This is a genomic window from Salinibacterium sp. NK8237 (genome assembly GCF_015864955.1).
In the GTDB taxonomy this organism is placed as follows: Bacteria; Actinomycetota; Actinomycetes; order Actinomycetales; family Microbacteriaceae; genus Rhodoglobus.
On sequence record NZ_JADYWE010000001.1, the window covers coordinates 1,957,931 to 1,984,446 of the forward strand.

Below are 26,516 nucleotides of genomic sequence, written 5' to 3' on the forward strand. Positions count from 1 at the left end.
CGCCTCCTTCAGCCGAGGTAGCGGTGTGGCTGAAGGAGACGGGCGAACTTCTGCTCCGTCGAAACGTCTAGGCGTCGCGACGCTTAATGAGCGCGGATGCGGCGATGAGCAGTACAACAACCCAGGCGAGCAGCACCAGGAAGCCCTGGGTCGGATCGAGGGTGAGTACTTCGTCGGCGATCCCTCCGAGGGGCGGACCGCCCGCGGCGGAGTCGCTGCCGATGGCATACATTTGGCTGCCAGCGGATGACGGCAGTAGCGCCGAAAGGTTGTAGAGCCACGCCACTTGCGCCACGCTCGCGAGGATGGAGAGCACGGTGGGCACCACCAGGAGTAGTCCCAACACAGTCGCAATGCCACCAGCGCTGTTACGTAGAATCGCACCGAAACCGAAAGCCAGAAGCGCAATGAGGGTCAGGTAACCGGCGCCGCCTACGAGAGCACGCATCACGTCGCCATCCAGAAGCTGCCCTTCAACGCCCTTGCTCGCAAGTATCGGCGCGGTGACCAGTGCTGTGAGGGCGATTGAGAGGAGACCGACCACGAACGTGGCTACCGCCAGCACTAGCGCTTTCGCAAAGAGGGCCGGCAATCTTTTGGGCACCGCCGCGAACGTTGAACGGATCATGCCCGTCGTGTATTCACCGCTAATGATGAGCACACCAAGCACGGCGGCGACAAGCTGCGTGAAGTTCACGCCAAGCGTTGCCACCATCACTGTGAATGATTTCTGCGTTTCGACGTCAAGGGCAGGGCCTGCCGAGGTGTCGATGGTGGCTGTCATGAGGAGGCCAAATCCGACAGTGAGCAGCACGATGATCGCAAACGACCACACGGTCGAGCGAAGCGTGCGCAGCTTGATCCATTCGGAGCGCACAACGCGCAGGAAGCTCAAATGGGTGGAGCGTTGACCTGCTGCGGCCGGGGAAGCCTCGAGGGTGGAGTTGGTCATCGGGAAACCTCCGAGTGGTATTCGACGTCGTCTTGCGTGAGCTCTAGGTAGGCGTCTTCTAGCGAGGCGGACAGTGGGGTTAGTTCGTGAAGCACGATGCCCGCTTGTGCTGCGACCTCACCAATCTGGGCGGATGCCAGACCGGCGATGGTCAGAAGGTCACCCTCCACTCTGGTGACGGTGACGTCGCCGCTAGCGAGGCGGTTGGCGAGGTCAGCGGCCTGCGGCGTGCGAACCCGCACTGCGGTTCCGGTTGCTAGTGCCAAAATCTCGCCGACGGGGGCATCCGCAATGATGCGACCGCGCCCGAGCACGATGAGATGGTCGGCCGTCTGTGCCATCTCGCTCATGAGGTGAGAGGAGAGGAAGATTGTGCGGCCCTCTGAGGCGAGTTGTCTCGTGAGCTTGCGCACCCACATGACGCCTTCGGGGTCGAGGCCGTTTACTGGCTCATCGAGGATCAGGGTTTGGGGATCACCGAGGAGCGCTGCGGCGATCCCGAGGCGCTGGCCCATGCCGAGCGAGAAGCCGCCGACGCGCTTCTTGGCAACAGACTCGAGGCCGGTCATCGCAATGACTTCGTGCACGCGTGCTTTGCCGATGCCGTGGGTGGCGGCCATGGCGAGAAGGTGGTTGTAGGCGGTGCGCCCGGTGTGGATTGCTTTGGCGTCGAGCAATGCACCCACTTCGTGCATGGGGTTGTGGTGTTGGGCGTACCTTTTGCCGTTCACGGTAACCGAGCCAGAATCGGGGCGGTCGAGGCCGATGATGGTGCGCATGGTGGTGGACTTGCCGGCACCATTCGGGCCGAGGAAGCCGGTGACGAGACCGGGACGGATGGTCGCGGTGATGTTATCGACGGCGGTTTTGGCGCCATACCTCTTGGTCAATCCTTGAATTTCAATCATGTCTTAAGTGTACGAGCGCGCTCGCGTGGCGGGGTCCGCCGTAAGGATGACTTTGCGGACCTCGCGAGGGAGATTCCGATGCACCTGCCGTTGTTATATTCCAGTTGCAAGAGTATCTTGGAGCAATGGCAACTGAAATGCGAGAGCCGACGTTCTGGGTGTTAACCGTTCTGATGGGTGGGCGCCGACACGGCTACGCGCTGATCGAGGAGGCGCGCATCCTGTCTGAGGGCAGGGTCAACCTGAAGGTCGCGACTCTGTATGCCTCGCTTGATCGACTGGGGCATCAGGGCTGGGTGATTCTCGACGGAGACGAAGTTGTTGACGGGCGGTTGCGTCGGTACTTCCGGATCACCGATGAAGGTGCGGCGCGGCTCGAAAGTGAAGTGAATCGACTTGAGGCCAATGCGCGTCAAGCCCGCGCCCGTTTGGACAAGCACCGCGCCGCGAGGCCAGCCACCGCGCGTCTCCAGAGCGCGACCTAAAGCACCGCCGCCCCTCTCATCCGCGAAGGACATCTCATGAACGACGAAAGAACCTCCCGATACCGCAAACTCATCCGCTGGTATCCCGCAGTGTGGCGCGCCAGAAACGGCGAAGCTGTTGTCGCCACGCTGCTGGATGCCGACGATGCTGCGGGCCGAACGTCACCGAACACCGCAGATCGAAGCGCGCTAGTGGTTGGCGGTCTCTACGAGCGCTTGATCGCGCCGGAACGACTCAACCGCTTCAACCTCACAGCCCTTATCGCAGCCGTAGTATTCGCGCTCTGGTACGCCGCTGTGATCACATGGTCGCCTGGCCTTGACTATGTAGGCACGTTTGGCCCGTTCTCTAACCCGATGGTTATTGTCAGCGTTTTGCTGTTCAGTGCGCTTGTTCTCGCTCTGTGCGGGCGAGTCAAGAGCGCGCGCTTGGTGGCATTGCTCAGCGTTGTTTCAGTGATCGTCATTGGGGTGTTGTCAGCCACGTTTTCGTGGCTTGGTCCGAGTCTTCTGGCCATCGCCATTTTCGCGGGATTCGGCTTGATCGCGGCATCACCCTTAGGTTCGAAGGCTGACCTCGTTCGAGCGGGCGGTGCACTCTTCCTGGTCGCTATCGGCTTCTTTGCGTTGGCAGTACTGCGCCTGCTTCCCCTGGAATACCTGCTCTACGACTGGTCGAGCTATCTAAAAATACAAGTTGCGGGCGCGGCTTTTGTCGGCGCTCTCATTCTCATGTGGCCGAGAATTCGCCCTGTGCGCGCACGGCCATGACCTGAGCGAGCCGCGCAACGGAACGAGTGCCGCGCGGGCGCTCTCACTGCCGAAAGCACGAATTTCGTTCCCGAGTAAAGCTTCATTCTGCGGGCTTCGAGATTTAGGCTGACGTCATGCCTTTGGATGCTCGCACGCTTCTGTCTGGACCGCGAGGCCGTCGTCTTTGCGTTGCCGTGGCTCAGCACGACCCTCATCAGTCAATCCCGGCAGCGGCATCGCTCGGATACCTTCTTGTCTATGCCGCCCATCATCGAGAGAAGGCGCGAGGGCAAGGGGGAGCTATCTTCGGCTGGGGCCTTCCCAATCCGCTTCCCGAGCCCAGTGTCGAGGACATTGCCGAGGCCCTCGACAGGATCCCTCTGACGTCGATCGGTATCCCTGATGCTCTTGAAGCCTGCGCCGCTTCTGTGGATAGCGCACGCTATTGGCAAGAACCCGATGGCAGAGACGAACTTTTAGCGGATGCCCGCCTCGAGCATTCGCTGATGCGCGTCGCGGAGCACATCGTGAGGTCGCCGACGACCGAGTGGTGGAGTGACCCCGTGGCGCCGCAGCAGTGGGCGGTCAATTTTCGAGATCGCCCGGCAGATCCCACCGCTGATGATTCGGGCGGCTGGTGGTCGCGGCCACCGTTCGGGCTTACCGCGACAACGCGGGCGCTGCCCGATCTAGGCCCGGTCGGGCTCTGGCTGGTCGAAGACCGCTCTGACGAAGAACCGGCGGACATACACTCGGTGGCCTACGAAGGCACTCCGCGTGTGTTCGAAATTGTTGCTGCAGAGTCGTGGGCCGAACTTTGCCGGCGGTACCCGCTCGAGATCACCGCTACCCGGCGCCACGACTGGTACCGCACCACAGGCCGTAGCGGCAAATGGATGATGCCTGACTGGTCGCGGGTCGCCCACGATTTCGATGCGGTGCACCTTACTCTCGCGGCTTATCTCTCTGCCGCCGGAGTCGTTATCCCGCTCGACGACGGCTTCGCGAGTGTCATTGCCGGGTGGAATCCCGACGAAACCTACTGGTTCACCGATGTTGTGACGCATCCCGTTGCTGATGCCACGTGGATGCGAGACGAACAAACGGGCCGGTGGCGGCAGCTCGGGTTCGCGGGTTGATTGAGGTAGCCGTCCGTCGTGCTCCCTGACTTCGGGTATCGCCGTCCCGTGACAGCGAATAACCTGAGCACATGTCTGATTTCACAGGAAAACAAATAGTTGTTGTCAAAGTTCCCGGCAGGGACATGGAGCGAGCGGCAGTCGCTCTGCGCGAAAAGCTCGCTGAGTTCCCCAACGCTCGCGTTACCGCTGTCACGCAACGTTCGGCCGGCTGGAGGGACTGGTCGGACACGATCCAACTGCTCGCAGCCATCGAATACACCGCCGAGTAAAGTAACCGCGCTGTGATTGTGGTGCCGCGCTCTGCACAAGCAAAAGGAGTGTGACCCGCACTGGTGCGGACCACACTCCCTCTACTGGTTGTGCGGTGTTAGCTGCAGACCTTCAGGCTTGCCACTGACGAGGTGAGCACTCCCGTGCCACCGAGCAGTACTACCTTCGGGTTGTCGAGATTGGTGATCGCTGTCAGGACTGACTGCGGCACGCAATTTGATGGAGTGATGAAGAGCGGAGCCTTTTGCGATCCTGCGAGAGCGGCACCGGCGAGAGCATCCGCAAACCCGGAGCCTGTAGCGAGATAGACGGTGCTCGCTGATGAGAACTCGTTCGCATTGATCGCAACTGCGGTCGCATAGCGGTCGGAACCACTGTTGCGCTTGACGGTCGAGAAGTTCGTCTTCAGGTTGGTCAGGATGGCGCTAGAGACCGCACCACTGCCGCCGGCGATCTTCACCGAGGTCACTCCCAGAGACTTCAACAGCGTTACCGTTGCCGCGTCAACCTTGCTCGCGTTGCCAGGAATCAGCACGACTGGGCCGCCGAAGTTGGCGGCAGCAGGGGTTGCTGTGAGCGCATCGGGGAAGTCGCTACCGTTGGCAACATAAGCGGTGGTCACGGCTGAGGCCGGGAACGTTGCTTTTACCAACAGTCGCGATGTCTCGTAACGGTCACTGCCGCCGATGCGACTCACCGACGGATTGAACGACAGCGCCTGAAGGCTCGACTTCACACTGTTCGAGACGGCCCCGCTTCCTCCGACGATAATGATCTTGCTCGGCTTCAATCGCTGTAGTTCTGCTTTAGTCGCGGCCGACAGAGACTTCGGGTCAGTCAGCAGCAGCGGTGCATCCTTGTAGGCGGCAGCAGAGCTTGCGCTCAGAGCATCCGCAAAACCGGTGCCTGTCGCAATGTAGACAACGGAAGCGCTGTCCCACTCTTGAGCAATCTCAGCAGCAGTCGCGTAGCGGTCGGAGCCGGAGAGGCGTGAAACGACAATGCGGTCGTTGACTACGGAGCTCGTTGTCGGCGACGTCGCGGCTGCGCTGGTGTAGCCCGCGAGGGAGCCAGTGACAGTGACCGAGATCTTCTTGCCAAGCTCAGCTGCCGCGACGTTGTATGTCGAGCCGGTTGCTCCCGAAATTGCGGTGCCGTTTGCTTTCCACTGGTACGTGAACGTCACGCCAGTGGATGGCAACCAGGTAGTAGCTTTCGGCTGCGCCGTGAGCGTCTCACCAACCTTCGCGGTTCCGGAGATCGCAGGGGCGGCGGCAACTACCTTGAGGCTGAAGCTGTACTCAGCGGTTCCCCACGTCAGGCTCGATACCTGTGCAGCGTGATCGGCCTGAATGCCGAAGGCCGTGCCCATCGCATTGCCTTGATCGTTCAGAGCATCGAGGATGTCGCCGAGCGCGTACTCAGTGTTCGCCACAATTGCAGTGCCGATGTTTTTGCTCGACTTCCACGGATCACTGAGGTTGAACGTGTGTTCTCCGGCGGGCAGGCTTGCGGAACGCATGGTTCCCCAGCCGATAGTTCCGTGCGTGAAAGCAACCTGGTAGGTGACGAGGCCACTATCCACGGTCACCGCAGCGTGGCGGGTGAGTTGCGCGTAGAGGTCGCTGCCGTCAACCGGAGTCTCTAGACCCTTAAGAATCTGAGAGTGTGACGGGCTGCCGAACGAAAGCACGTCAGTCGCAACGGAGAAGGACTTAGTCGCATTGGCATAGCCCTCATGCCAAGTGGTGTAGTTCGCTGGGGTCTCATTGAGCGCAATCTCGTCGTACGCGACCACAACGTGATCAGTGGTCGCCACCGCAGAGGTAGGTACGAAGCTGTAGTTCGTGTCGTTGAAGACCAAGTCCTGAACGACAGCCGAACTATCTGCCTGCACGCCGAAGCCCAGCAGGGTGATGTTCCCTTGAGCGCCAAGGAAGGCGACGAGGTCCGCGATGGTGAAAGGGTTCTCGGGGGTGAACGTCGAGCCGTTAGCCAGCTTGAGTGGTCGAGAGGTAACCCACTTGTCAGTCACATCAAAGTGATATTCGTTGCTGGACACCAACGAGGTTGAGCGAAGCGTCGTGAAGTTCGCGGCGGTGCCATACGTAATGGGAATCTGGAAAGTCACCTTCCCCTCAAGAACGTCAATGCTTGCACTCGTGATCAGTGCTTCGAGCTCTGTGGCGGTAACAGCGCCAGGGGTTCCCAGCATCACCTGCGACGGAGTGCCATCACCCAGGTGCAGTCCATCAGTCTCGGTCGAGTAGGCCCGCACAATGTTGCTGTTGTAGCCCTCATGCCAGGTCTCGTAGTTGTAGCTGGCGGATGCGGGATCGGAATCCTCGAACGGTGCAATCTCGGAGTCGTCAACGGTAATGGTGCTGGAAGTCGAATACACATCATCGGAAGTGAAGCCGTAGCTCACGCACCCGACTTCGATCGATTCGATTACGGCATCGCCCAGAACGCCCGAACCGAGGCTGTAGCCGATCTGCAGTACGCGAGCATCGGGGAATTCAACGAGCCACTCATCGAGTGTGCCGTGGTAGGCGCTCCCGTGACCGCCCGAAGTGTCGGGGGCGTTGTCTTTAACGAAAGCTGCCGCGCTGTTCGGCACCCAGAAATCGCTGCCGTAAAACGATGGTTCGCCGACCAAGATTCCATCCGCAGTGCCATCGTTGTCGAAGTCCGTGATGAGCTGGAGGCTAGGAACGCCACCCGAGTTCGACACAAAGTTGACCACCGGCACTCCGGCATTCTTCAGTGCAAGATCAACCGCCTTGTAGCCGGCAGCTTTGTCAGCGGAGGTCGTACCTTCAGTCCACACATGGAGGCCACTGGTTGTGAACTCGGCGTGGCCCTTAGCGCGAGTGTCGGTAAAGGTCCAACCCTGAGCGTTCTGGTTGGTAGCAATAGGGCTCTGGGTTACCGCAGCGCACGCCTCCGTGACGGGCGCGACTGCTGCGGTGGCTGGCAGCGCACCCGTTACAGAAACTCCGATCGCCAACAGCGCTGTGGAAGTGACGGCAAGGAGCTTCTTCGCGCTCGCCGTCGTGAGGGCTAGCCGTTTTTCGGCAGGCGGATTTTTTTGGGTCAACAACATGAAACTCTCCAATTCGGGTTAGGAGGGTGAATGGGTAAAACGGCTCGTGCAGGTAGGCCGGGTAAGGCTGGTGAATCGGGTAAGGCTGGTCAATCTGATGAAGCCGGGTAAATCGGGTAAGAACATCGCAGCGCAGTGATCAGCCAGGCACGATACGGCGAAACACTATCGGCACGGTGTCTGGGGGGATAGGGGCACACAAAGTGGTATCGAGGGAAACTCCGGAAAACCAGGGGCGTTTTCGAAGTGGTATTTTCTCAGGAGACTCAAAGGTCAGCACAAGTGGTCTAGCAGTCGTCATACGTGGACAAACTGGTCTACCTCGATTTTTCCACTCCCCTTACGGGGGTAGACAAAATGGTTCCATGTGGTCTACAGCGGTCACGAAGAATTTGCCGCGCGAACTGAGCTGGTTGTTTGCGAGCTTCGAGGCCAGTGCCGCGTATCCGCAGCCTTCACTACCGGCAGTGAGCGCTTTTGTCGGCTCCTAGCGAACGCTAATCACACCGATGACCACGCCGTAGAGGCCTAGCGCGCGTCTTCACAAGTCGAACGGATGAGTGGTTCAGCGAAGCTGTTGCAGGGGTAGACAATGTGGTTGAATCATTCTCAAAGCTCAAGGTTCCCTCGCGGGCGCGCACTCACCAGGCCGCCGCAGCGGGAGACAAAGTGCCGGGCGTAACCACCTCGGCACAGTGCAAATCGCACAGGGGTGAAGCAGATCGGGGCAACTTCATGGACGAAAAAATCAGCGACACTGTCGCAACGAGTCAAACTCGTAGCCAACGCAGTCGCAAAATTCGGGCAATCCTTGCCGGGGGACTCGTGCTCGGTGTCGGGGCAGCAATCACCTTGGCAGCGTGGAACGACTCCGAGTTTGCGCAGGGAACATTCTCTGCCGGTACCTTCAACTTGGTTGGCAGTACCGACGGCACAACGTATACCGAGCACGCTACGGCGGGCGCTGCGGCAACGCTCCCGTTTACGGTAAATCCCACTGAGCTATCGCCCGGTGATGTCGTGTACGCACCTTTTGCTGTTCAACTGGCTGCAGCGACGACGGATGATGCGGTCGTGACGATCTCGAACGAAGCCACTACCGGCGTCGTCACCAATCTCACTTATACATTGATCCAGCCGACGACCTTTGGTTGCACAAGTGCAACGACCGGCACCGAATTGGTTGCTGCCGGAACAGCAGTGAGCTCAGTGCCGGCCGCCACAACGTTCAGCCTGACCAAGGGCGCTACCGCTGCCGTCGCTGGTGCTCCCGTGTTCTTGTGCTTCAAAGTGACGGCGGGCGCTCTTATTGCGCAGGGCCAAAGTGGCACTGCAACGTGGGAATTCGCCGCCGTCTCGCAATAAGACCGTGTCGAGCGATACCCCGCTTGAGAATTCGCTCGAGGCGAAGAGGAAGTCGACTCTTCGCCTCCGAGCGGTCTTAGCAGGCGGGCTTGTGCTCGGAATTGGGGCAACCGTGACTCTCGCGAGTTGGCAAGATTCCGAATATGCATCGCACCAGTTCGAAGCGAGCACTTTTGGTACCGAGTCGAGCACCGTGACCGGTGGGTGGGCGAGCAACGATTCTGCGCCGGGCGCCGCGCTGGTCTTCACAGGCGGAGCAGCGTTGCCGATGGTCTCTCAGTACGCGTGGATCAACATCCGCACCACGGCGAACTCGACCACCAACGGAACGGTGACACTTGCCAGCTCAAGTGCTTCGGGCACCCTCGCGCCCGAACTCGAGTACCGAGCTGTGCGCACTCCCTCTAGCGGAACTGCCTGCGACGCCACCGTATTTGTCGGCAGCCCGACGTTTATCGCAGGCGGCGCAGCCACGTACCTTCCGGTGACTAGCGTGCCGGCATCCGCTGTGGCATCGGCGATTACCTCCCCGAGCGGTCAGTTGCGGTACTGCTTCGATATTCGAGTTCGCGCCGCCGCCAACAACAACAAACAGGGAACCACAGGCCAAGTCACCTGGCTGTTCTCTGCGATCTCGAACTAGGGGGGGTGAGCGGATGAGCGCGCCAACAACCACCCTGCGTAGTGTTCGCGGTCGTGTCGGGGATGCCCTGCTCACGGTTGCTGCCGTTGGTGGCGCGCTGTGCATCCTCCTCGTCGTAATTGCAGCGGTCTTCAACATCACGCTCATCATGTTCGCGACAGGCTCGATGAGTCCAACGATTCCTGCCGGGTCGCTCGCCGTCGTGAAGCAGATTCCGGCCTCCGAGGTGCAGGTGGGTGACATTGTCACTGTCGACCGAGTGGATGCTCTGCCGATAACTCACCGCGTGACCTCCGTCTCCGCGGCCGCCGACAACGATGCACGAAGCATCACGATGCGCGGGGACGCCAACGAGCTCGCCGACCCCGCGCCGTACATCGTGACCAGCGCGCGGATTGTGCTCTTCTCCGTGCCGCAACTTGCCTATGCGGTGACGGCGATCTCAAGCCCGCTCGTGCTTGGGTTGATTACACTCGCCGCGACCACGCTCGTGACCTGGGCGTTCTGGCCCAGAGACGAGGTGCCACCGCGCCGCCGACAGGGGAAGTCGCACGAAGACCGGTCGCCGCAAGATGACTCCGGCCAGCACTGGCCGCGCCACGACACCGACGGCCAAAGGGCAGGGCGGCATCGCGTTCCCGCCGGACCTCTCGCGCTGCTCGCGCTCGCTGCCGTCGCCAACCCGCTGTGGGGTGTGGTGCCGTCTGCGCAGGCCGCGGAGACGGAGTCCGTGATCGAAGGAACTGCGCTCAGCCTGACGTCGATCGGCGATGGAGCGCTCATGGCGCAGCTGCGACCGACCGTGCCCGTGCCGTGGCAGGTTGGCGTGGTTCCGCACGCCGCAGAGCCCGGCATCGTTCACCTCTCACTCGCAAGCGAGGGCGGCCTCGCGATGGATCCGAACGGTGTGCAGGTGACTGTAAGTAGTTGTGCTGTGCGATGGATCGACGGAGTCTGTGCGCAGGGTGGTGCAGTGATATTGGGGCCGGGGCCCGTGTCAACCTTGGTGGCTGATTCCGTCGAGCTGGGATCGATGCCCACCGATCGCGAGCTCTGGATTCTCATCGATGTCAGCGTGCCCGCGAACCCCGCGAACGTGCGGGGCGAGTCGGCAACGCTGACCTTCACCGCTGACGGTGTTGGTGACGCGGTCTCAACCGGTGGCACGGTTGGGGCTATTGCGATGACCGGCACTGACCTGCGCACGCCGTTCGTGGCGGCGCTGATCGCCGTGTTGACCGGGCTCGGGCTTGCCGGCGTGGCGCGACTGCTGAAGGCTCGGCAGCGCGCAAGCAGAAAGTTGCAGGGTTCAGACGGCGGTGATGACGCACTGCGGGTTCGCGCCGCCGAATCCCATTGATGCTGTCGCGGACGCCGGGGCCGAGGTCCAGCCTGATGGATCTTTCGTTTGCACGAACACACCGTAGGAACCGCTGAGCAGTCCGCCGAGGATCCCGGACTTGAATTGGGTTGTGTAGGTTCCAGAAACAGGGCCGGAGGTGCTGAGGCTTGTGCCTAAGACCGCAGAGGTGAGCGAGCCAAGAAGTCCGCCTGAAGCGACAAAGTATTCGACGTTGCTGGGGGCGGTGTAGTTGCTGCCCGCGGGAAATCCCCACTTCATAGTGACAACGGGATTGAGGCCTGCGAAGCCGGGGGAGAGCGAGCAGGTATCGATGACGGGAGGCGCAATGGTGGCGGCAGTAATGCTGGCCTGAGCGTATTCACCGTCGACCCAGGCGGCTTCGGTTACGTCGGCACGGGTCTGGGTAACAAGAACGACCGCGGTAATGGCTAGAGTTGCGACTGCCACTAGCGTTCGACGTCGCGCTGGGTTCGAGATTGTCGCTGTGTTGCTGACCACGTCACGACCCCCTCCCTGCGAATGGAAAAGGCACCCCCTGCGATCCCCACGTAGGAAACATAATAGCGTGAGCGCGACTGAAGCAAGAAGAAACGGTTTTTGATGACCACGAGTCACCCAGACAGCAGCCAACAACTCAGGGTCGCACTCACGGCAACCGTGATCGTGTTTGGAATCAACGGCGTGGTGTTCGCCAGCTGGGCTGCTCGCATCCCCGCCGTCACGGACATTCTCGATCTCACGCCCGGGCAGATGGGCAGCTTGCTGCTCTGTCTGGCGGTCGGCTCACTCATTGCATTACCCACTGCCGGGTTTGTGACGAGCAAGATTGGCACAGCGCACTCGGTACGGCTCGCGGGAATGATTTCTACGTTCGCCTGCCTGGGCGTCGCGCTGTCGCTCTCCGCGGCATCCACGGTCGGCACTGCGCTCTCGTTGTTCGTCTTTGGCATCGGTATTGGGCTCTGGGATGTCGCCATCAACATCGAGGGTGCCGACGTCGAGCACAAACTGGGCCGCACTGTCATGCCGCAACTTCATGCGGCCTTCAGCGGAGGGGCGTTCGTCGGGGCGATCATCGGCGCGGGGCTCGCAAACATTGGGGTGGGGCTTCCGGCTCACCTCTTTGTGATTGCTGGTGTCGTGGTCGCGGCAACGCTGTGGCTTCCGAAGTACTTTTTGCCGCACATCCCGGAGCCAACTCAACTAGCGAACGAGCCTGCTCCGCCGAAAGTGCGCAGCGCCTGGAAGGACAGCCGTACTCTGCTGATCGGAGTCGTTGTGCTCGGCGCGACTCTGACCGAAGGTGCCGGCAACGACTGGATCGCGAAAGCCGCCGTCGATGGGCTCGGCGTCACCAATGCCAACGGTGCGTTCATGTTCGCCACCTTCGTGCTGGCAATGACCGCGATGCGATTCTTCGGCGGCAAAGCGATCGATGCGTTTGGTCGAGTTCCTGTGCTGCGCGGCAGTATGGCCGCCGCCGCGATCGGTCTCACCGTGTTCGTCTTCGCGCCCACCCTGTGGCTAGCGCTGATCGGTGTCGCCCTGTGGGGGATTGGTGCAGCGCTCGCGTTCCCGATGGGGATGTCGGCAGCAGCCGATGACCCCAAGCGGGCTGCGGCCCGAGTTTCCGTGGTTGCCACCATCGGCTACGTCGCATTTCTTGCCGGACCGCCACTGCTGGGGTTCCTTGGCGATGCTGTCGGAATCCGGTTTGCGTTGCTCGCCATCGGAGTGCCGATTGTGGTGGCGCTCGTGCTCGCGGGGGCAGCGAAGCCGCTACGCGACCGCTAGCCGAGCAGGTAAGAGGCTCGATAAGTGTGGGTTAAATCCACTCATACCAACACTTAACTCCGTAAGTGTTGGTACGGTGTAGTTATGACCACAGTTAGTGAGCGCACACCTCACGTAATCGTTCCGGTACCACCGGTCGCTTACGAGGCTCACGAGTGGGTTCCGAGATTCCCGCAGATGTACTCACGCGCTGAAAATGAACGGCAGACTGGAACCTACGAATCGACCGTCGTTCCCCCCATCGCCGGCTGGTCGCCTCTACTGGACAGCGAGACGAGTGCGAACGTGGAGGAGGCGGCACTCGCGCTCCGGGAGTTCGACCTGCACTCCCGCGCCGCGTTAGGCACCACCGACCCTGCGTTGGCGCCGATGTCAGCGATCCTGCTGCGCACGGAGTCCGCATCCAGTAGCCAGATTGAGAACCTCACTACCTCAGCAAAACAACTCGCTCTTGCTGAGATCAACGAAGGGCAGAAGCATAACGCTCTGACCGTTGTCGGCAACGTGCGTGCGATGGAAGCGGCACTTCAGTTATCAGACAGTCTCGACGCGGCGAGCATCCTCGCGATGCATCGCGAACTTCTTAGTCGTCAATCAGGGCTCGAACATGAGGCAGGCAGGTTTCGCACAGAACTGGTGTGGATCGGGAACAGAGATAGCGCTGGGCCGCGGCAAGCCTCATTCATTGCACCCCAGCATCCGCTCATTCCTGACGCCATCGACGATGTTGTTGCTTTCGCGCGGCGTCACGATGTGCCGACCCTCGTGCAGGTAGCCGTTGCGCACGCACAATTCGAAACCATTCACCCTTTCGTCGACGGAAACGGCCGAACCGGTCGCGCCATCGCGCAAGCAATGCTGCGCAATAAGGGACTTTCTACCCACACCACCGTGCCCCTCTCCGCCGGCCTACTGGTAAACATCAACTCCTACTTTGACGCGCTAACGCAGTACCGGGCCGGCGACGCCGGCCCCATTGTGCGCCGCTTCGCGGATGCTGCACGGTATGCCGCTGTGACTGGGCGCGAGCTCGTCGACAACCTCGCGAATGAACTAGCGGCATCGAGGCGTGCCCTCGCCGGCATCCGCTCGGACTCTGCCGCGTGGAAGATTCTGCCGCGGCTCATCGGGCAACCGGTGGTCAACACTCGCTACCTTGTGAGCGCGCTCGGGCTGAACGATATGACGGTAGTGCGCGCTTTAGACGTACTAACCGCTCGTGGGATACTCACCGAGCGCACGGGCTTTTCCCGCAACCGGGTGTGGGAACAGCGAGAGATTCTTGGCGTGCTCGACGCCTATGCGGCGCAGATCCGTCGGGCGAGCTGAGCCGCAGATCGCGCTGAGTGAGCAGCCGAACTGGTCCGCAGGCTACCCCGGAAGTTGCCTCGTTAAACCTTTTCGTCGACGATGCCCACAAAGCGACTACCAATGCCGTCGACCTCGGAGCGGAACACGCCCTCAGCGGGAGCGGGAAGCTCATCCGCGTCATGCCAGTCGCACGTCAGGTACATGAATGCTGGCCACCACTTCTTGGGGCGGGCCGCCTCCGTGAAGCCGCAGACCGTGCAGGTGAGCTGCATCCAGACGGGGCGCTTGCCGGTGCGGTTGGCGAGCGACTGGACCAGCCACGCTGGCGGGTTGGCTTGTAGTTCTTCGAACTCGGCATCCGACATGCGACTCGGGAGGTCATGCCGTCTCGCCATCTCCAAAGGAATGTCGAGGCGGAGTGCAGCTTCCCGTCGTGTAATCATGCTCCTACGGTACGCGACGCTGACGGCCCCACGAATCTGCAGGAGTGATTGCCCGCGCTAAGGCAGCCCGCTAGCTGATGTAGATCTTGCGCAGCGTTTCGGTGATCGTCCAGCGGGTCTGCATGCCCGCGGTGAGCCGCACAACATCGCCGGGGCCTACAACGACGGTGCGATCATCCGCAGCGAAGTGGATGCTGGCGCGCCCGCTAATGACCACAAAGACCTCATCGACCTCGGTGTCTGTTGCGGTGCCCACGGTCATCTCCCAGATGCCGATCTCGCTGTCGCCGAGGGTGTCGAGCACGGCGTAGCCCGCGGTCGGAGTGCCCTCCACCACCTCGTCTGCCTCAAGGGCTTCGTGGGCGACGGGAACGGCGCTCGCCGCGAGGGGCGTGCCGGGGCTGAGGAGTGCTGCGGGTTCGGTCATGGGCTCAGCCTATGAGACTGGGCTGCAGATCGCGCAGGGTGCGGCGGTGGGTCATGCGGGTCACGCCGATGGCGGAAAGGATGAGCGCGCCACCGAGCCAGGCGCCGAGCACGAGAGCGTCGGTGCCGACTCGGGCGATGTCGCCGCCGTACATGAACTGGCGCATGGCATCCACAACGTAGCCCATCGGCAGCACGTGGTGCAGGGCAGCCAGTGGTGCGGGCAGGGTTTGCCACGGGAAGGTGCCGCCGGCGGTCACGAGTTGCAGCACCATGAGTACGAGCCCCAAGAATTGGCCGACTGACCCGAACCAAATGTTGAGGGCCAGAATGATGGCAGCGTAGGTGAAGCTTGCCGCGATCATCACCCCGAGGGTGCCGACGGGATGCGTGAAGTTGAAGCCGAGAGCGATGGCGAGAATGCCGAACAGCGCCACCATCTGCAGCGCGCCGAGCACCGCGGGGGTGAGCCAGCCGGCCAGGGTTACCCGAATCGGTGATCGCAGGGCGGTCACGGCACGCTTGGAAACGGGCTTCACGATGAGGAAGAGGGCGTAGATGCCGATCCAGCCCGCCAGCGCTGTGAAGAATGGGGCAAGGCCGGCACCATAGTTGCCGGCGGTCGTCACAGCGCTGGTCTCGACCGCGACCGGGTCAGCAATCGTTTCGGCCTGAAGAGCGCGTAGTGTCTCGCTCGAATCGGGCAGTTCCTCGACGCCGCTCGCAAGGCCGTCGCGCAATTCGGCGGTTCCGTCGGCGAGAGTGCCGAGGCCGTCTTTGAGGGTGCTCACTCCATCGCTGAGTGTTGATGCTCCGGATGTTGCGGAGCCGGTCGCTGTGGCGATCTGCTGCGCCCCCGAGGCGAGCTCAGCTGCACTACTCGCGAGCGTGTTTGCGCCGGCGGCAAGTTCATCGACCTGCGACACCGCGGACTGCACGGTGCCGTTTCCCTCCGCGATGCGATCACTGAGCGGGTCGAGTGCCGTGAGCACGTCGTCAATCTCGGTCGCGTCGAGTCCCTGCTCGGTGAGCGCGGTGATGAGGTCGGCGCGAGCGGTGGGCAGAGCATCCGCAATGGTTTGGGCAGCGGTTCCCGCTTCATCGGCGTAACCAGCAAGCTCGGTGTTGCCGGCAGCGACCTGCGCTGCGCCGGCGGAGAGCTGGTCGGCTCCGCTCGCGAGAGTGTCGGTGGCGGTGCTGAGCTCGTTCAGCCCCGAAGTCAGAGTGCTCGCGCCATCCGACAGTTCACCGGCACCAGAGACGGCATCCTGTGAGCCGTCGAGAAGTTGGGAGGCGCCATCGGCGGCATCCGCCAGCTCAGAGCGGATGGCAGAGATCGCCGTCAGCAGAGTGCCGGCCGCTTCTTCTCCCACGAGTTCCGCTACCGACCGCCGGATCTGTTCGACGGCCTGTTTGCCGATCGTGGACGCCAAGTAGTTGTTGGCATCGTTGGTTTCGAGGTCGATCTCAGCCTGATGGGGATCGGTGTCTGCGATGGAGGTGAGGGCATCCGAGAAATCGTGCGGGATGGTCACCGTGAAGTCGACATCGCCGTCGGCCAGCGCCGTCTCAGCGTCAGCGGCGGAGAGCACGTGCCACTCGAAGTCGTTGCCCTCGAGTAGATCGTCGGCGACTTGCTGGCCGTAGTTCACAGCCTCGTCGTCGCCGTCTGCGGGCACGCCATCGTCGTTGACGACCAACCCGACCGGCACTTCGGCAAAGCTGCCGTAGGGGTCCTGGTTGGCCCACAGGTACACGCCGCCGTAGAGCACGGGCACGAGCATGAGCGCGAGCAAAGCGAGCATCGCCATGCGTGACGAAGTGAGTCGCCGCAGTTCAGCGGCGATCATTGCGGGAACCTTCATACGTTGTCTACTCCTACGCCGCCGCCACTTTGGGCCCAGGCAGCGCTACGTTCGTCAAAAGCGCCCTGGCTGTTGCGCAGGGATGCTTCGGCAGATTCGGCACGCTCGATCACATCGGCGTGGGTAATGGCCCATTCGGAGGCACGGCCGGCGACCGCGAGAACGGCGAGACCACGATCAGCAAATTCGCCGAAGAGGGTCCACCAGTCCAGGGGCTGGCCACCGTGGCGGTCGGGCGCGGTCACGACGAGGGCTTCGACGTGGGGGCGGAGAACGGCGAGTTCACACAGCACGCGCAGTCTGGTGATCGGCTCGATATCGGCGATCGCGGTCGAGGCAAGCGAACGAAAGCCTGCCGCGTCGAGCCAGCGCCGGGCCGAGATGGGGTCGGCGCGACGGCCAGCGAACATCAGCTCTTCGGCGACGACCCCGACGAGCGGCACTCCGGCATCCGGGTCAGAAACTCCGGGCGCATCAACGAGAGCGACGCTGCGGCGGAGAGCACGGGCATCCGCTCGACCATCGATCGTGACGGTGCCCGAGTCTGGCCGCATGCGACCCGAGGCAATGAGCCCAAGCACGGTCGGGCGCTGTTCGGTCTCGGCAACAGCCAGCGTGACTGTTCCGCTTTCAAAAGTGGTGGATGTCGCGGGCAAGTCTTCGGCGTCGTGACCCTTCGTCACTCCGCTCAACTCGACGCGCATCAGCGTTTGGCCCCGGCAGTCGCAGTGTCGCCGGTTACGGGAGCGGCGTCAGCAGTCGCAACATCGCCAGCCGCCGGAGCGCCGAGAATATCGGGATGCGCTTCGAGCAGCGCGACCGTCTCGCGCCACGAGAGCCCAGCCATGCTGAGCGTGGTGCGCACGGCGAGGGAACGGGCTTCGGGCAGTGTCGCATCGACGCGAGTGATCGCGGCGCGCGCAGCTTCTTCAACGAGGCGGGCGAGGGTGGTGACATCCACATCGGTGCGGAGCGTGCCGTCGTTCTGGCCGCGCTGGAGGATAGCGGCAACAGCGGCACGGAGAGGTGCGAGAGCTTTGCCGGTGGATTCGAGGTGAGCGTCATCGAGGGCGATGGAGGCGGCAACCTGCACGTGGGCGGCCTGTTGCCACAGCAGTGAGGTGAGGCGGGCAAGTGCGACTTGAGCATCGGTGTCGGTGACGTCGCTGGCGATGCGGTTGAAACGTTCGGCGCCTGCATCGATGATTTCGGCGAGAAGCGCGTTGCGGTCGGCGAAGTGGCCGTACAGGGCGCGGCGAGAGAGCCCGGCACTGCGGGCGATGGTGTTGATCGACGCCTGGGGGTCGTGGGCAATAGCGGCGGTGGCGGCACTGAGAATGCCGGCGCGGTTATCGACTGCGTCCTGTCGCGGGCGACGGGGAGCGGAAGTGGTCATGCAGCCACTGTAATAACTTGCACAGTGATGTGCAAGTTATTACAGGCGACTGACAGGTGCGGTCCAGCGGCGCGGGTTGTTGCGCGACCGGAGCCGCGAAAGCTCCGGCCGCGCGCCCAGTGCTAGGAGTCGAAACCGAGCCCCAGCGCATCCAACGTTTTGAGAATCAGGTTGCGACGACCCTGGTTGTGGTCGGCACGATTGAGCGACCAGCGCGTGGCCTGAATGCCCACGGAGGCAATCGGCTCGGGCGGGAACGGGAGCGGCATCTTCTTCACCATCTCCAGCTCGGTGCGCTCGGTCGTGAGACCGTCGAGCTTGTCGAGCATCACCTGCGCGGCGAAGCGAGTCGCTCCGACACCCAGCCCCGTGAAGCCAGCCGAGTACGCCACGCGACCGTTGCGAGCCAGACCGAAGAACGCACTGAACTGAGTCGACGCATCGATGGCGCCCGCCCAGCGGTGGCTGAACTTGAGACCCTCCAACTGCGGGAAGGTGGTGAAGAAGTGACTCGCGAGCTTCTCGAAGCTTTCGGGACGGTTCTCGTACTCATCGCGAACCTTGCGGCCGTAGTGGTAAATCGCGTCGTAGCCACCGAACAGAATGCGGTTGTCAGCGCTGAGGCGGTAGTAGTGGAACTGGTTCGCCATATCGGCGAGACCCTGACGGTTCGACCAGCCGATCGAGGCGAGTTGCTCGGGGCTCAAGGGTTCCGTCATGAGCACATAGTCATAAACGGGAACCGTGTGCAGGCGCGCACGCTTCAGCAACGACGGAAAAGCGTTAGTCGCGAGCGCAACTCTGGCCGCTCGAACGCGACCCTTCTTGGTGTGCACGACTGCGGCATCCGTTGGCCCGCCGGATGTCTCGACCTCGCGCACCGGAGAGTGTTCAAAGATCTCGACGCCGAGTTCGCTCGCGACTCGGGCGAGTTCACGCACGAGCTTGGCGGGGTGGATGATCGCATTGATGCGCTTATTCCAGACGCCGGCGAGGTAGGTGGGCGAGTTGACCTGGGCGCGAATGGCAGCCTCGTCAAGAAAGACAGTGTCGTCGTTGGTCTCGGCCTCTTTCAACCACGCGATCTCGTGCTCTTCAATAGCAAGGTCGAGAGAGCCGGTGCGTTCGAAGTCGCAGTCGAGCTTCAGCGACTTAACTGTCGCTTCAATCTCGTCAAGGTTCTGCAGGCCAAGGCGGTCAAGCTGGTCGTACTCTTTCGGCCAGCGGCTGAGCCCGTTTTCTTCACCGTGGGTGAGGCTCGCTTCGCAGAATCCACCGTTGCGGCCCGATGCTGCCCAGCCCAGTTCGCGGGCTTCGAGCAGCACAACACGAGCATCGGGGTTGCGTTGCTTCGCGAGCACCGCGGTCCAGAGGCCGAGATATCCTCCTCCCACAATGGCGAGGTCGGCAGTCACGTCGCCAGCCAGCGCGGGGAAGGTGCGGGCATCCTTCACGTCATCAATCCAGAACGGCTTGTGCATCGAGCCCTCAAGGGAGTGGCTGATTACGGATGCCGCTGGCACATTTCTTTCGAACACTATCTTGCCCATGGGGCACTTTCCTCTCTCGCCGTAGCGGCGAGTTTTATGGTTGGGCGGGCGCGCGGTACACGCGTTCGCCTTCGACGAAGGTCTGTTCGGTGCGGGTGCGGCCGATGTCGGCGGAGCGGCCCGCGAAGGGATTGCGATCGAGAACGACCAGATCGGCAAGCTTGCCGACCTCGATCGTTCCTGTCTCATCCAAGTGGTTGGTGAAGGCCGAGCCCGCGGTGTACGCGGTCATCGCGGTCAGCAAGTCGATGCTCTGCTCTGGCAAGAACGCGTCGTAATCGCCTTCTTCGTGGCCGGGAGCCGCCTTGCGGTTGACAGCAACGTGGATGGCCGCCATCGGGTCAGGGCTCGACACCGACCAGTCGCTGCCGGAAGCCAAGTGCGTTCCGGCGCGGTGCAGGTCAGCCCACGGATACTGCCACGAGCTGCGCGGGTCGCCCAAGAATGGCAGCGTAAGGTCGACCATCTGCGGCTCGAGCGCAGCCCAGTAGGACTGCAGATTGGCGGTCACGCCCAACTCAGCGAAGCGGTGAACGTCATCCGGATGCACGACCTGCAGGTGCGCAATGTGGTGACGATTGTCGTTGGGGCCGTTGATCGCTCGCGCTGCTTCGACCGCGTCGAGGCACTCGCGAACGGCGCGGTCGCCGATCGCGTGAAAGTGCACTTGGAAGCCGAGCGCGTCGAGTTCGGTGACGTTCGAGATCAGCTGGGCGGCATCCACAAAGGAGATGCCCGAGTTGTCGGTGTGGTGGCCGCAACCATCGAGATAGGGCTCCAGCATCGCGGCCGTGAAGTTCTCGGCAACGCCGTCTTGCATGATCTTCACACTCGTCGCGGCAAAGCGGCCAGCGGCGTTCTTCTCCCGGCGCATCACGAGCTCAGGAATCTGCTCGGGGCCGCGCGTGCGATCCCACCAGAGGGCTCCGACCACGCGAGCGGTCAAGTCGCCAGACTCGGCCGCGGCCATGTACGCGGGAGTGGCATCGCCGGCATCCCCGTAACCGCCCAAGATGGCGTCTTGCCACGAGGTCACGCCGAGCGAGTGCAAATACTCTTGGCCGATCAGAAGCGCGCGAGCGTAATCTTCGGGCGAGGTCTCGGGCAGCAGCGCATTCACGAGTGACATCGCGCCCTCGTGCAGCGTGCCCGTCGGGTTGCCGTCGGCGTCGCGTTCGATGCGGCCATCGGCGGGGTCGGGTGTCTCGGCGGTGATGCCGGCAAGTTCAAGCGCGCGCGAGTTCACCCAGGCACCGTGACCGTCGCGGTTCGGAATGAACGCGGGCCGGTCAGCAACAGCCAGGTCGAGATCGGATGCTGTGGGCGTGCCCCCGGGGAAGGCCGCCATGTTCCAGCCACCGCCCAAAATCCACTCCAACTCAGGGTTCGCCGCTGCATAGTTCTTCAACCGCGCTACATACTCATCGCGCGTCGAGTCCCCAGAGAGATCGCAGCGGATGAGGTCGAGCCCACCCCACACGGCGTGCACGTGAGCATCCTGAAATCCGGGAATCAGCAGTTTGTTCGCGAGATCGACGACCTCGGTATCGGGCCCAATGAGTTCGCGCACAGCAGCGTAGCCCTCAGCGTCATTGCTGACGGCGACGATGAGACCGTCTGTGACGGCGACACCACCCAGAACTGGTTCGTTTCCGGTCGCCGTGAAGACAGCGCCGCCAGTGAATACGAGGTCGGCAAACGTCATAATTTCAAGCACTTTCTGGTTCGTTCGGTGGTTCGTTCGAAACGAGGCAGGGAGGAGAGAGCGGGGCGGAGAGGTTTAGCCGCCACCCACGGTCTTAGCGATGTCGGTGGCAGAATCGCCAGCTCGACGCAAGACATAGGCCACGAGACCGAGAGCCACCAGCGTCAGCAGCAGCATGATCGTCGAGACGGCCGCGATTTCGGGGCGCAGCCCGGTGCGCACGGCGCTCAGCACGTAGACAGGCCACGGAGTGGAACCCGAGACCTGAACGAAAGCCGAAACGATCGTGTTGTCGAGGCTCAACGTGAACGAGAGCAAGCCACCCGCGAGAACGGCGGGCATCACCAGCGGAAGAGTGATCTGCGTGAAGCGCTTGAACGGGGGAGCGTAGAGGTCGGCCGCGGCCTCCTCCAAGCTCTCATCGATACCAACCAGGCGCGAGCGCACAATGTAGGCCACAACGGCGGTCGCGAACAGAGAGTGACCAACGACGAGGCGCACGATTCCGTTGTCGAACATGCTGAGGCCGACATCCTGACCGAGGAAGACCATCCACGGCAAGAGCGAAACGGCATCCACAATTTCAGGGGTGACGGTGACAAGCACGAGCAGAATCAGGAACGCGGGTGCCCACTTGCCGGCCCGGCGAGCGAGCGCAACACCAGCCATAGTGCCGAGAGCGGTCGCGATGAGTGCCGCAATGAAGCCGGTCTGGATCGACACGAGCACGGCATCCGTGATGGCTGGCTTGGTGACGATTGCCGCAAAGGAACCGAAACCGAACTGGTCCCACGAGACCAGAAGGCGACCCTCGTTGAACGAGTAGATGATGATGACGGCGATGGGCGCAAAGAGGAACACGAAAACGATCACGGCCCACACCTTGAGCGACACGTCAGTAAGTGTCAGGCGGTTCATGATTTGTCTCCCAACACGAGGCGCTGGTTGGCGCGAAGCGGCCACGCCGCAAGCCACGCCACAAGCGCCGCAATGCCGACGGTGGTCAGAATGGTGAGCACGAGCACGACAGCCATGGCAGAACCGAGTGCCCAGTTCTGGGCGGTCTGGAACTGGTTAGCGACCATCTGGCCAGCCATGTTTCCCTTTGCTCCACCAAGAACGGTTGCGGTGATGTAGTCACCCATGAGCGGGATGTAGACGAGCAGGATGCCGACGACGATGCCCGGCTTTGCCAGCGGCAACGTGACATTGAAGAAGGTCGAGAAGCGCCCGGCGCCGAGGTCTTTGCTCGCTTCACGCATCGGCAGCGATACGCGGTCGAAGGCCACGAACATCGGCAGGATCATGAGCGGCAAGTAGTTGTACACGACACCGATGAGCACGGCGGTGCGCGTGTAAAGGATTTCGAGGGGCTCGTTCAGCATGCCAATTGACTGGAGAGCTTCGGAGAGAATGCCGCTCGGCGCGAGGATGATCTGCCAACCGATGGTGCGAACCAAGAAGTTCGTCCAGAACGGAATCATGACCATCGCGAGCAGAATTCCGCGGCGAGCGATGGGGGCCTTGAACGCGAGCCAGTAAGCGAATGGGATGGAGATGGCCAGGCATATCAGGGTGCCGACCACCCCCACCCACAGTGTGTTTTGGAACGTTGTAAAGAACGTCGGAGACAATGCCTCGGCGTAGCGGTCAAAAGACAGCACGTCATTGGCGTGGGTTCCGAAGATGCCCGGCTTGTATCCGAAACTAAACCAGACCACGAGCGCGACGGGCGCTACGAAGAAGGCGAACAGCCAGGCCCACGCCGGGATGGCGAGGGCAAAGCTGGGCAGCTTCAACCAGCGAGGGCGCTTCGATGGCGCCTTTCGCGGTGGGGCCGTTTGGCCTTCAACGGTAGTGGTCATAGTAAAATCCGGATGGTCGCGGGTTAGGCGCCGGCCGACGCCTTCGTCTTGTCCCAAATTTCAACGATGCGCTGCTGCGCCTCGCCGATGGCCTGGGTGTGCATCGTGCTGATCTGATCTTCATCGAAGAAGACGAGGTCGAGCATTTCGAGGCCCTCGGCACGCGCTGTGTCCTCGATGCCCGTTCCACCGGTGTGGTAGCCGATGTAGTCGAGTTCGCGCAGCGATGCCTCGGGGGTGAGCACGTAGTTAATGAAGGCGTGAGCCGCTTCAGGGTTGGGTGCACCCTCGGCGATAGCCCAGTTATCCATCCAGAGTTCGGTGTCGGGCGAACCGAGCACCCACTGCCAGCGGTCGGGGTCTTCGCTCTCCATGATGCCGATGCGAGCGTCACCGTTCCACGACTGCATGAGCATGTGCTGCGCCTGCGGAATAGCGGCTCCACCGGGGTAGGAGTCGAAAGCGGAGATGTGCGGCGCGAGCTGCGTGGTGAGGAACTCTTCCGCGGCAGCAAGGTCGGCTTCGTCGGTGGTGTTCCAGTCGATGCCGTTAGCCCAGTAGTAGATGCCGAGCAGGGGAGCGGGATCGTCGAGCACCGAAGTCTTGCCGCTGGCCTCATTCTGGGCCGCGTCGATGAAGTCGGACCACGTGGTGAGTTCGCGGGTGATCTTGGTCTTGTCGTAGACGAAACCAGTCGTGCCCCACGCCTTGCAGATGGAGTACTCGTTGTTCGGGTCCCAGTCGCGACCAAGGAAGTCGGGATCCATGTCGGCGATATTCGGGATGAGGTCGAGGTTGAGCTTGCTGAGCAAACCGTTCTCGATCATCTGCGGGATGAACGGGCCGGTCGGAACGACGATGTCGTAGCCACTGGTGCCGCGCGCAGCAACAAGCTTCGAGATGAGTTCTTCGTTGGAGTTGAAGGCATCGAACGTGACAGTCGGGCCCAGCTCGTCAGTGAATTCACTGACCAGATCGGGGTCGTCATAGTCGCCCCAGCTGTAGACCGAGAGTGAACTTTCAAGATCACCGCCGGTCGCCTGGGTCGCCGAGCCAGTGTCGGAATCTGTGCTGCACGCGGCTAGAGCGGCAGCGCTGGCTGCTGCACCCGACAGCGCGAGAAAGCGACGACGGTTCAGTTCGCTCTTCATGATCTTCGTTGCCGAGGTAGAGGCAAGAATGCGAATGGGCTGTTCGTGGGACATCGGGCTGCTCCTTCTAGAGAGAAATTGAACTGGTTGGTGGGGCTGGGTTGGAGACCGCGCGAGCAATATCGGCCTGAGCCTGACTCGCCTGATCGCTCGGGAAAAGATGAACGGATGCGGTATCCCAGGTGCACAGCACCGAGTCGCCGACAGCCAGACGTGGCGCGTTCGGGCGCGGAACCCGAGAGAGCAGCGTCTGGTCGTTTCCGATCGACACCAAGAACTGAAGCGTCTCTCCCTGATGGGACACCCCAATAACCTCGCCGCGAATCTGGTTCGCAGTAGTGCTCGTTGATTCTCCGGTGGCGAGCGCAACAGCAACAGCTTCGGGGCGCACAGCGGCCTGAGCATTCATGCCGGCCTCGAGTTCTTCATGGGGACCCGAAGCGTTAATGATTCCGAACGGCGACTCCATGACCGACAGATCGTTAGTCATCGTGCCAGCGATAAAGTTCTGCTGGCCAATGAAGCCAGCAACATAGGCGCTCGCCGGCGAATCGTAGATCGAGTCGGCGTCATCCAGCTGCTCGATGCGTCCCTTGCGCATGATCGCGATGCGGTCACTCATCGAGAGTGCCTCACCCTGGTCGTGCGTGACAAAGATGAAGGTGATACCGAGGCGCGACTGCAGAAGCTTGAGCTCGATCTGCATTTCTTCGCGCAGCTGGCGGTCGAGAGCACCCAGCGGCTCATCGAGGAGGAGAACGGCAGGGCGGTTGATGAGGGCCCGCGCCAGCGCGATGCGCTGCTGCTGGCCGCCTGAAAGTTGAGTGGGCTTGCGGTCGGCGAATGAGCGCATCTGCACGAGATCGAGTGACTCAGTGACGCGCTCGCGAATCTCCGACTTGGGCGTGCCCTTTTGGCGAAGCCCGTAGGCCACGTTCTCGGCGACACTCATGTGAGGGAAGAGAGCGTAAGCCTGGAAAACTGTGTTGACGTTGCGCTTGTGGGGCGGAATGCCCACGACATCCTGACCAGAAATGCGGATGCTGCCCGAGGTTGGCTCTTCGAAGCCGGCGAGCATGCGCAACGTTGTTGTCTTGCCGCAGCCCGAGGGGCCGAGCAAGGAGAGGAACTCGCCGGGGCGCACGTGCAGGCTGATGTTGTCGACAGCGACAGCGCCACCAAACTTCTTAGTCACGCCCTCAAGGACAACCGAACCCTCTGGCTCGCTAGCGCTGGTCATTTCTGCACTGGACCTTCCCGCGGCTGAACCTGCGGGAGCTGTGTTCTGGGCTGACTCTGTCACGACGCTACGTACCTCCAAGATCGCGAAAAGTTATTCGCAACTGTTGGTGTAGTCAACCGGAAAAACCGGCGAGACGCAACGGTATACATGGTTAAGTTCGTGTTACAGAACGGATTTCGTTGTTATCGGGCACTTTTAGTGCGTAAATCTATGAGATTCCCCCGAACCACGACAGGGCAAATCGTTACTCGTAGCGTCGGTGAATCAACCGCGACAAAACGATGGAGCTGCGAGTGTTGTCGATGTTCGTGGCAGTGCGCAGTCGCTCGAGGGCGATCTCAAGCGAGTGGATGTCGCGCGAGCGCATATGAACGACTGCGTCGGCAGACCCACTGACTGTTCCGGCATCCACCACTTCGGGAATGGCGCTGAGGATGCGTTTGAGTTCTTGCGGAGCCACGTTTCCGCGGCAAAAGAGCTCGACGTACGCTTCGGTTCCCATGCCGTCAACGGCGGGATCGACCTGCACGGTGAAGCCGCGGATGGTGCCGTTGGCAACCAAGCGGTCGACGCGCCGTTTAACTGCGGAGGCTGAAAGCCCCACGGCTTCTCCTATATCTCCATAGCCTGCGCGGGCGTTGAGGCGGAGCATGTCGATGATTCCTGCGTCCAGCTTGTCCATGCCCTCAGGGTACGGCGAATTATTGTGCCTTGGCTAGGGATTGCGCCGAATTAGTGCGCACATTACCGAGACATTGCGGATAGGTGCGTGAAACACTG

At 61.9% G+C, this 26,516-nt stretch carries 25 protein-coding genes; 9 read left to right on the plus strand and 16 right to left on the minus strand.

The genetic code is table 11. From position 1 onward, the window contains the following. Positions 1 to 67: 67 nt before the first annotated feature. Positions 68 to 952 (minus strand): ABC transporter permease subunit, encoded by an 885-nt coding sequence (locus I6E56_RS09460; RefSeq protein ID WP_197137613.1) that lies wholly within the window; start codon positions 950 to 952, stop codon positions 68 to 70. Next, on the minus strand, positions 949 to 1,860 hold the full coding sequence (locus tag I6E56_RS09465) for an ABC transporter ATP-binding protein (protein ID WP_197137619.1): 912 nt from the start codon (positions 1,858 to 1,860) through the stop codon (positions 949 to 951). The genes I6E56_RS09460 and I6E56_RS09465 overlap by 4 nt, the downstream gene beginning before the upstream one ends. A 125-nt stretch (positions 1,861 to 1,985) precedes the next feature. On the opposite strand from I6E56_RS09465, the gene I6E56_RS09470 reads away from it, so the two are divergent. The 4 genes from I6E56_RS09470 to I6E56_RS09485 all read left to right on the plus strand — a co-directional run bounded on the left by I6E56_RS09470 (position 1,986) and on the right by I6E56_RS09485 (position 4,509). Then, the gene (locus tag I6E56_RS09470) at positions 1,986 to 2,345 is read left to right on the plus strand and encodes a PadR family transcriptional regulator (protein ID WP_197137621.1); all 360 of its coding nucleotides are present in this window, start codon (positions 1,986 to 1,988) and stop codon (positions 2,343 to 2,345) included. Between the two features lie 36 nt (positions 2,346 to 2,381). Next, entirely contained in the window at positions 2,382 to 3,116 is a 735-nt protein-coding gene (locus I6E56_RS09475) for a hypothetical protein (protein ID WP_197137623.1), read from the plus strand. 116 nt (positions 3,117 to 3,232) lie between these two features. Then, positions 3,233 to 4,237, plus strand: a complete 1,005-nt coding sequence (locus tag I6E56_RS09480) for a hypothetical protein (protein WP_197137625.1) — start codon at positions 3,233 to 3,235, stop codon at positions 4,235 to 4,237. Positions 4,238 to 4,308: 71 nt separating this feature from the next. After that, on the plus strand, positions 4,309 to 4,509 hold the full coding sequence (locus tag I6E56_RS09485; RefSeq protein WP_197137627.1) for a hypothetical protein: 201 nt from the start codon (positions 4,309 to 4,311) through the stop codon (positions 4,507 to 4,509). Between the two features lie 98 nt (positions 4,510 to 4,607). Here the strand turns inward: I6E56_RS09485 and I6E56_RS09490 are convergent, their stop codons facing one another. After that, the gene (locus I6E56_RS09490; protein ID WP_197137631.1) at positions 4,608 to 7,616 is read right to left on the minus strand and encodes a cell wall-binding repeat-containing protein; all 3,009 of its coding nucleotides are present in this window, start codon (positions 7,614 to 7,616) and stop codon (positions 4,608 to 4,610) included. A 735-nt stretch (positions 7,617 to 8,351) separates the two neighbouring features. On the opposite strand from I6E56_RS09490, the gene I6E56_RS09495 reads away from it, so the two are divergent. Genes I6E56_RS09495 through I6E56_RS09505 form a run of 3 tightly spaced genes read left to right on the plus strand, consistent with a single transcriptional unit; the run spans position 8,352 to position 10,984 of the window. Next, positions 8,352 to 8,981: a SipW-dependent-type signal peptide-containing protein gene (locus I6E56_RS09495; RefSeq protein WP_197137632.1), complete on the plus strand. Its 630-nt coding sequence runs from the start codon at positions 8,352 to 8,354 to the stop codon at positions 8,979 to 8,981. Positions 8,982 to 8,985: 4 nt separating this feature from the next. Then, positions 8,986 to 9,624 carry a SipW-dependent-type signal peptide-containing protein gene (locus I6E56_RS09500; RefSeq protein WP_197137633.1) on the plus strand — a complete coding sequence of 213 codons (639 nt, stop codon included), beginning with the start codon at positions 8,986 to 8,988 and terminating at the stop codon, positions 9,622 to 9,624. A 13-nt stretch (positions 9,625 to 9,637) separates the two neighbouring features. After that, complete coding sequence (locus tag I6E56_RS09505; RefSeq protein ID WP_197137634.1) at positions 9,638 to 10,984, plus strand: signal peptidase I; 1,347 nt, start codon at positions 9,638 to 9,640, stop codon at positions 10,982 to 10,984. On the opposite strand, the gene I6E56_RS09510 is transcribed toward I6E56_RS09505, so the two are convergent. After that, a complete protein-coding gene (locus I6E56_RS09510; RefSeq protein ID WP_197137636.1) occupies positions 10,934 to 11,434 on the minus strand; it encodes a hypothetical protein in 501 nt (166 codons plus the stop codon). The two genes, I6E56_RS09505 and I6E56_RS09510, sit on opposite strands and share 51 nt — an antisense overlap. A gap of 153 nt (positions 11,435 to 11,587) precedes the next feature. On the opposite strand from I6E56_RS09510, the gene I6E56_RS09515 reads away from it, so the two are divergent. Both I6E56_RS09515 and I6E56_RS09520 read left to right on the plus strand, forming a co-directional pair. After that, positions 11,588 to 12,781, plus strand: coding sequence for an MFS transporter (locus tag I6E56_RS09515; protein WP_197137638.1), 1,194 nt, complete (start codon positions 11,588 to 11,590; stop codon positions 12,779 to 12,781). Between the two features lie 84 nt (positions 12,782 to 12,865). Next, positions 12,866 to 14,110: a Fic family protein gene (locus I6E56_RS09520; RefSeq protein ID WP_231606301.1), complete on the plus strand. Its 1,245-nt coding sequence runs from the start codon at positions 12,866 to 12,868 to the stop codon at positions 14,108 to 14,110. 62 nt (positions 14,111 to 14,172) lie between these two features. Here the strand turns inward: I6E56_RS09520 and I6E56_RS09525 are convergent, their stop codons facing one another. The 12 genes from I6E56_RS09525 to I6E56_RS09580 form a co-directional block, all read right to left on the minus strand. Then, on the minus strand, positions 14,173 to 14,535 hold the full coding sequence (locus I6E56_RS09525) for a hypothetical protein (RefSeq protein WP_197137640.1): 363 nt from the start codon (positions 14,533 to 14,535) through the stop codon (positions 14,173 to 14,175). A 70-nt stretch (positions 14,536 to 14,605) separates the two neighbouring features. Next, on the minus strand, positions 14,606 to 14,962 hold the full coding sequence (locus I6E56_RS09530) for a cupin domain-containing protein (RefSeq protein WP_197137641.1): 357 nt from the start codon (positions 14,960 to 14,962) through the stop codon (positions 14,606 to 14,608). Positions 14,963 to 14,966: 4 nt separating this feature from the next. Next, complete coding sequence (locus I6E56_RS09535) at positions 14,967 to 16,826, minus strand: YhgE/Pip domain-containing protein (RefSeq protein ID WP_197137643.1); 1,860 nt, start codon at positions 16,824 to 16,826, stop codon at positions 14,967 to 14,969. Continuing rightward, positions 16,823 to 17,509 (minus strand): hypothetical protein, encoded by a 687-nt coding sequence (locus I6E56_RS09540; RefSeq protein WP_307842817.1) that lies wholly within the window; start codon positions 17,507 to 17,509, stop codon positions 16,823 to 16,825. The genes I6E56_RS09535 and I6E56_RS09540 overlap by 4 nt, the downstream gene beginning before the upstream one ends. A gap of 20 nt (positions 17,510 to 17,529) precedes the next feature. Next, positions 17,530 to 18,222 carry a TetR/AcrR family transcriptional regulator gene (locus I6E56_RS09545; RefSeq protein ID WP_197137647.1) on the minus strand — a complete coding sequence of 231 codons (693 nt, stop codon included), beginning with the start codon at positions 18,220 to 18,222 and terminating at the stop codon, positions 17,530 to 17,532. 122 nt (positions 18,223 to 18,344) lie between these two features. Then, positions 18,345 to 19,772, minus strand: coding sequence for an FAD-binding oxidoreductase (locus I6E56_RS09550; RefSeq protein WP_197137648.1), 1,428 nt, complete (start codon positions 19,770 to 19,772; stop codon positions 18,345 to 18,347). A gap of 34 nt (positions 19,773 to 19,806) precedes the next feature. Then, a complete protein-coding gene (locus I6E56_RS09555; RefSeq protein ID WP_197138285.1) occupies positions 19,807 to 21,477 on the minus strand; it encodes an amidohydrolase in 1,671 nt (556 codons plus the stop codon). Positions 21,478 to 21,552: 75 nt separating this feature from the next. Continuing rightward, positions 21,553 to 22,395 carry an ABC transporter permease gene (locus I6E56_RS09560; protein WP_197137649.1) on the minus strand — a complete coding sequence of 281 codons (843 nt, stop codon included), beginning with the start codon at positions 22,393 to 22,395 and terminating at the stop codon, positions 21,553 to 21,555. Then, positions 22,392 to 23,342 carry an ABC transporter permease gene (locus I6E56_RS09565; protein ID WP_231606302.1) on the minus strand — a complete coding sequence of 317 codons (951 nt, stop codon included), beginning with the start codon at positions 23,340 to 23,342 and terminating at the stop codon, positions 22,392 to 22,394. The genes I6E56_RS09560 and I6E56_RS09565 overlap by 4 nt, the downstream gene beginning before the upstream one ends. Positions 23,343 to 23,365: 23 nt before the next feature. Beyond that, positions 23,366 to 24,547, minus strand: coding sequence for a spermidine/putrescine ABC transporter substrate-binding protein (locus I6E56_RS09570; RefSeq protein ID WP_197137650.1), 1,182 nt, complete (start codon positions 24,545 to 24,547; stop codon positions 23,366 to 23,368). Positions 24,548 to 24,560: 13 nt separating this feature from the next. Beyond that, positions 24,561 to 25,733: an ABC transporter ATP-binding protein gene (locus I6E56_RS09575; RefSeq protein WP_197137651.1), complete on the minus strand. Its 1,173-nt coding sequence runs from the start codon at positions 25,731 to 25,733 to the stop codon at positions 24,561 to 24,563. A 247-nt stretch (positions 25,734 to 25,980) separates the two neighbouring features. Next, on the minus strand, positions 25,981 to 26,418 hold the full coding sequence (locus I6E56_RS09580) for an Lrp/AsnC family transcriptional regulator (protein WP_197137652.1): 438 nt from the start codon (positions 26,416 to 26,418) through the stop codon (positions 25,981 to 25,983). Positions 26,419 to 26,516: the final 98 nt, after the last annotated feature.

Excerpts from the sequence above, each read along its gene's own strand:
- I6E56_RS09460 (WP_197137613.1), bottom strand. The coding sequence starts at position 952 with ATGACCAACTCCACCCTCGAGGCTTCCCCGGCCGCAGCAGGTCAACGC.
- I6E56_RS09470 (WP_197137621.1), top strand. The coding sequence starts at position 1,986 with ATGGCAACTGAAATGCGAGAGCCGACGTTCTGGGTGTTAACCGTTCTG.
- I6E56_RS09475 (WP_197137623.1), top strand. The coding sequence starts at position 2,382 with ATGAACGACGAAAGAACCTCCCGATACCGCAAACTCATCCGCTGGTAT.
- I6E56_RS09485 (WP_197137627.1), top strand. The coding sequence starts at position 4,309 with ATGTCTGATTTCACAGGAAAACAAATAGTTGTTGTCAAAGTTCCCGGC.
- I6E56_RS09550 (WP_197137648.1), bottom strand. The coding sequence starts at position 19,772 with ATGGGCAAGATAGTGTTCGAAAGAAATGTGCCAGCGGCATCCGTAATC.
- I6E56_RS09520 (WP_231606301.1), top strand. The coding sequence starts at position 12,866 with ATGACCACAGTTAGTGAGCGCACACCTCACGTAATCGTTCCGGTACCA.
- I6E56_RS09505 (WP_197137634.1), top strand. The coding sequence starts at position 9,638 with ATGAGCGCGCCAACAACCACCCTGCGTAGTGTTCGCGGTCGTGTCGGG.
- I6E56_RS09560 (WP_197137649.1), bottom strand. The coding sequence starts at position 22,395 with ATGAACCGCCTGACACTTACTGACGTGTCGCTCAAGGTGTGGGCCGTG.
- I6E56_RS09555 (WP_197138285.1), bottom strand. The coding sequence starts at position 21,477 with ATGACGTTTGCCGACCTCGTATTCACTGGCGGCGCTGTCTTCACGGCG.
- I6E56_RS09490 (WP_197137631.1), bottom strand. The coding sequence starts at position 7,616 with ATGTTGTTGACCCAAAAAAATCCGCCTGCCGAAAAACGGCTAGCCCTC.
- I6E56_RS09575 (WP_197137651.1), bottom strand. The coding sequence starts at position 25,733 with ATGACCAGCGCTAGCGAGCCAGAGGGTTCGGTTGTCCTTGAGGGCGTG.
- I6E56_RS09515 (WP_197137638.1), top strand. The coding sequence starts at position 11,588 with ATGACCACGAGTCACCCAGACAGCAGCCAACAACTCAGGGTCGCACTC.
- I6E56_RS09570 (WP_197137650.1), bottom strand. The coding sequence starts at position 24,547 with ATGTCCCACGAACAGCCCATTCGCATTCTTGCCTCTACCTCGGCAACG.
- I6E56_RS09535 (WP_197137643.1), bottom strand. The coding sequence starts at position 16,826 with ATGAAGGTTCCCGCAATGATCGCCGCTGAACTGCGGCGACTCACTTCG.
- I6E56_RS09480 (WP_197137625.1), top strand. The coding sequence starts at position 3,233 with ATGCCTTTGGATGCTCGCACGCTTCTGTCTGGACCGCGAGGCCGTCGT.
- I6E56_RS09530 (WP_197137641.1), bottom strand. The coding sequence starts at position 14,962 with ATGACCGAACCCGCAGCACTCCTCAGCCCCGGCACGCCCCTCGCGGCG.
- I6E56_RS09525 (WP_197137640.1), bottom strand. The coding sequence starts at position 14,535 with ATGATTACACGACGGGAAGCTGCACTCCGCCTCGACATTCCTTTGGAG.
- I6E56_RS09465 (WP_197137619.1), bottom strand. The coding sequence starts at position 1,860 with ATGATTGAAATTCAAGGATTGACCAAGAGGTATGGCGCCAAAACCGCC.
- I6E56_RS09495 (WP_197137632.1), top strand. The coding sequence starts at position 8,352 with ATGGACGAAAAAATCAGCGACACTGTCGCAACGAGTCAAACTCGTAGC.
- I6E56_RS09565 (WP_231606302.1), bottom strand. The coding sequence starts at position 23,342 with ATGACCACTACCGTTGAAGGCCAAACGGCCCCACCGCGAAAGGCGCCA.
- I6E56_RS09580 (WP_197137652.1), bottom strand. The coding sequence starts at position 26,418 with ATGGACAAGCTGGACGCAGGAATCATCGACATGCTCCGCCTCAACGCC.
- I6E56_RS09545 (WP_197137647.1), bottom strand. The coding sequence starts at position 18,222 with ATGACCACTTCCGCTCCCCGTCGCCCGCGACAGGACGCAGTCGATAAC.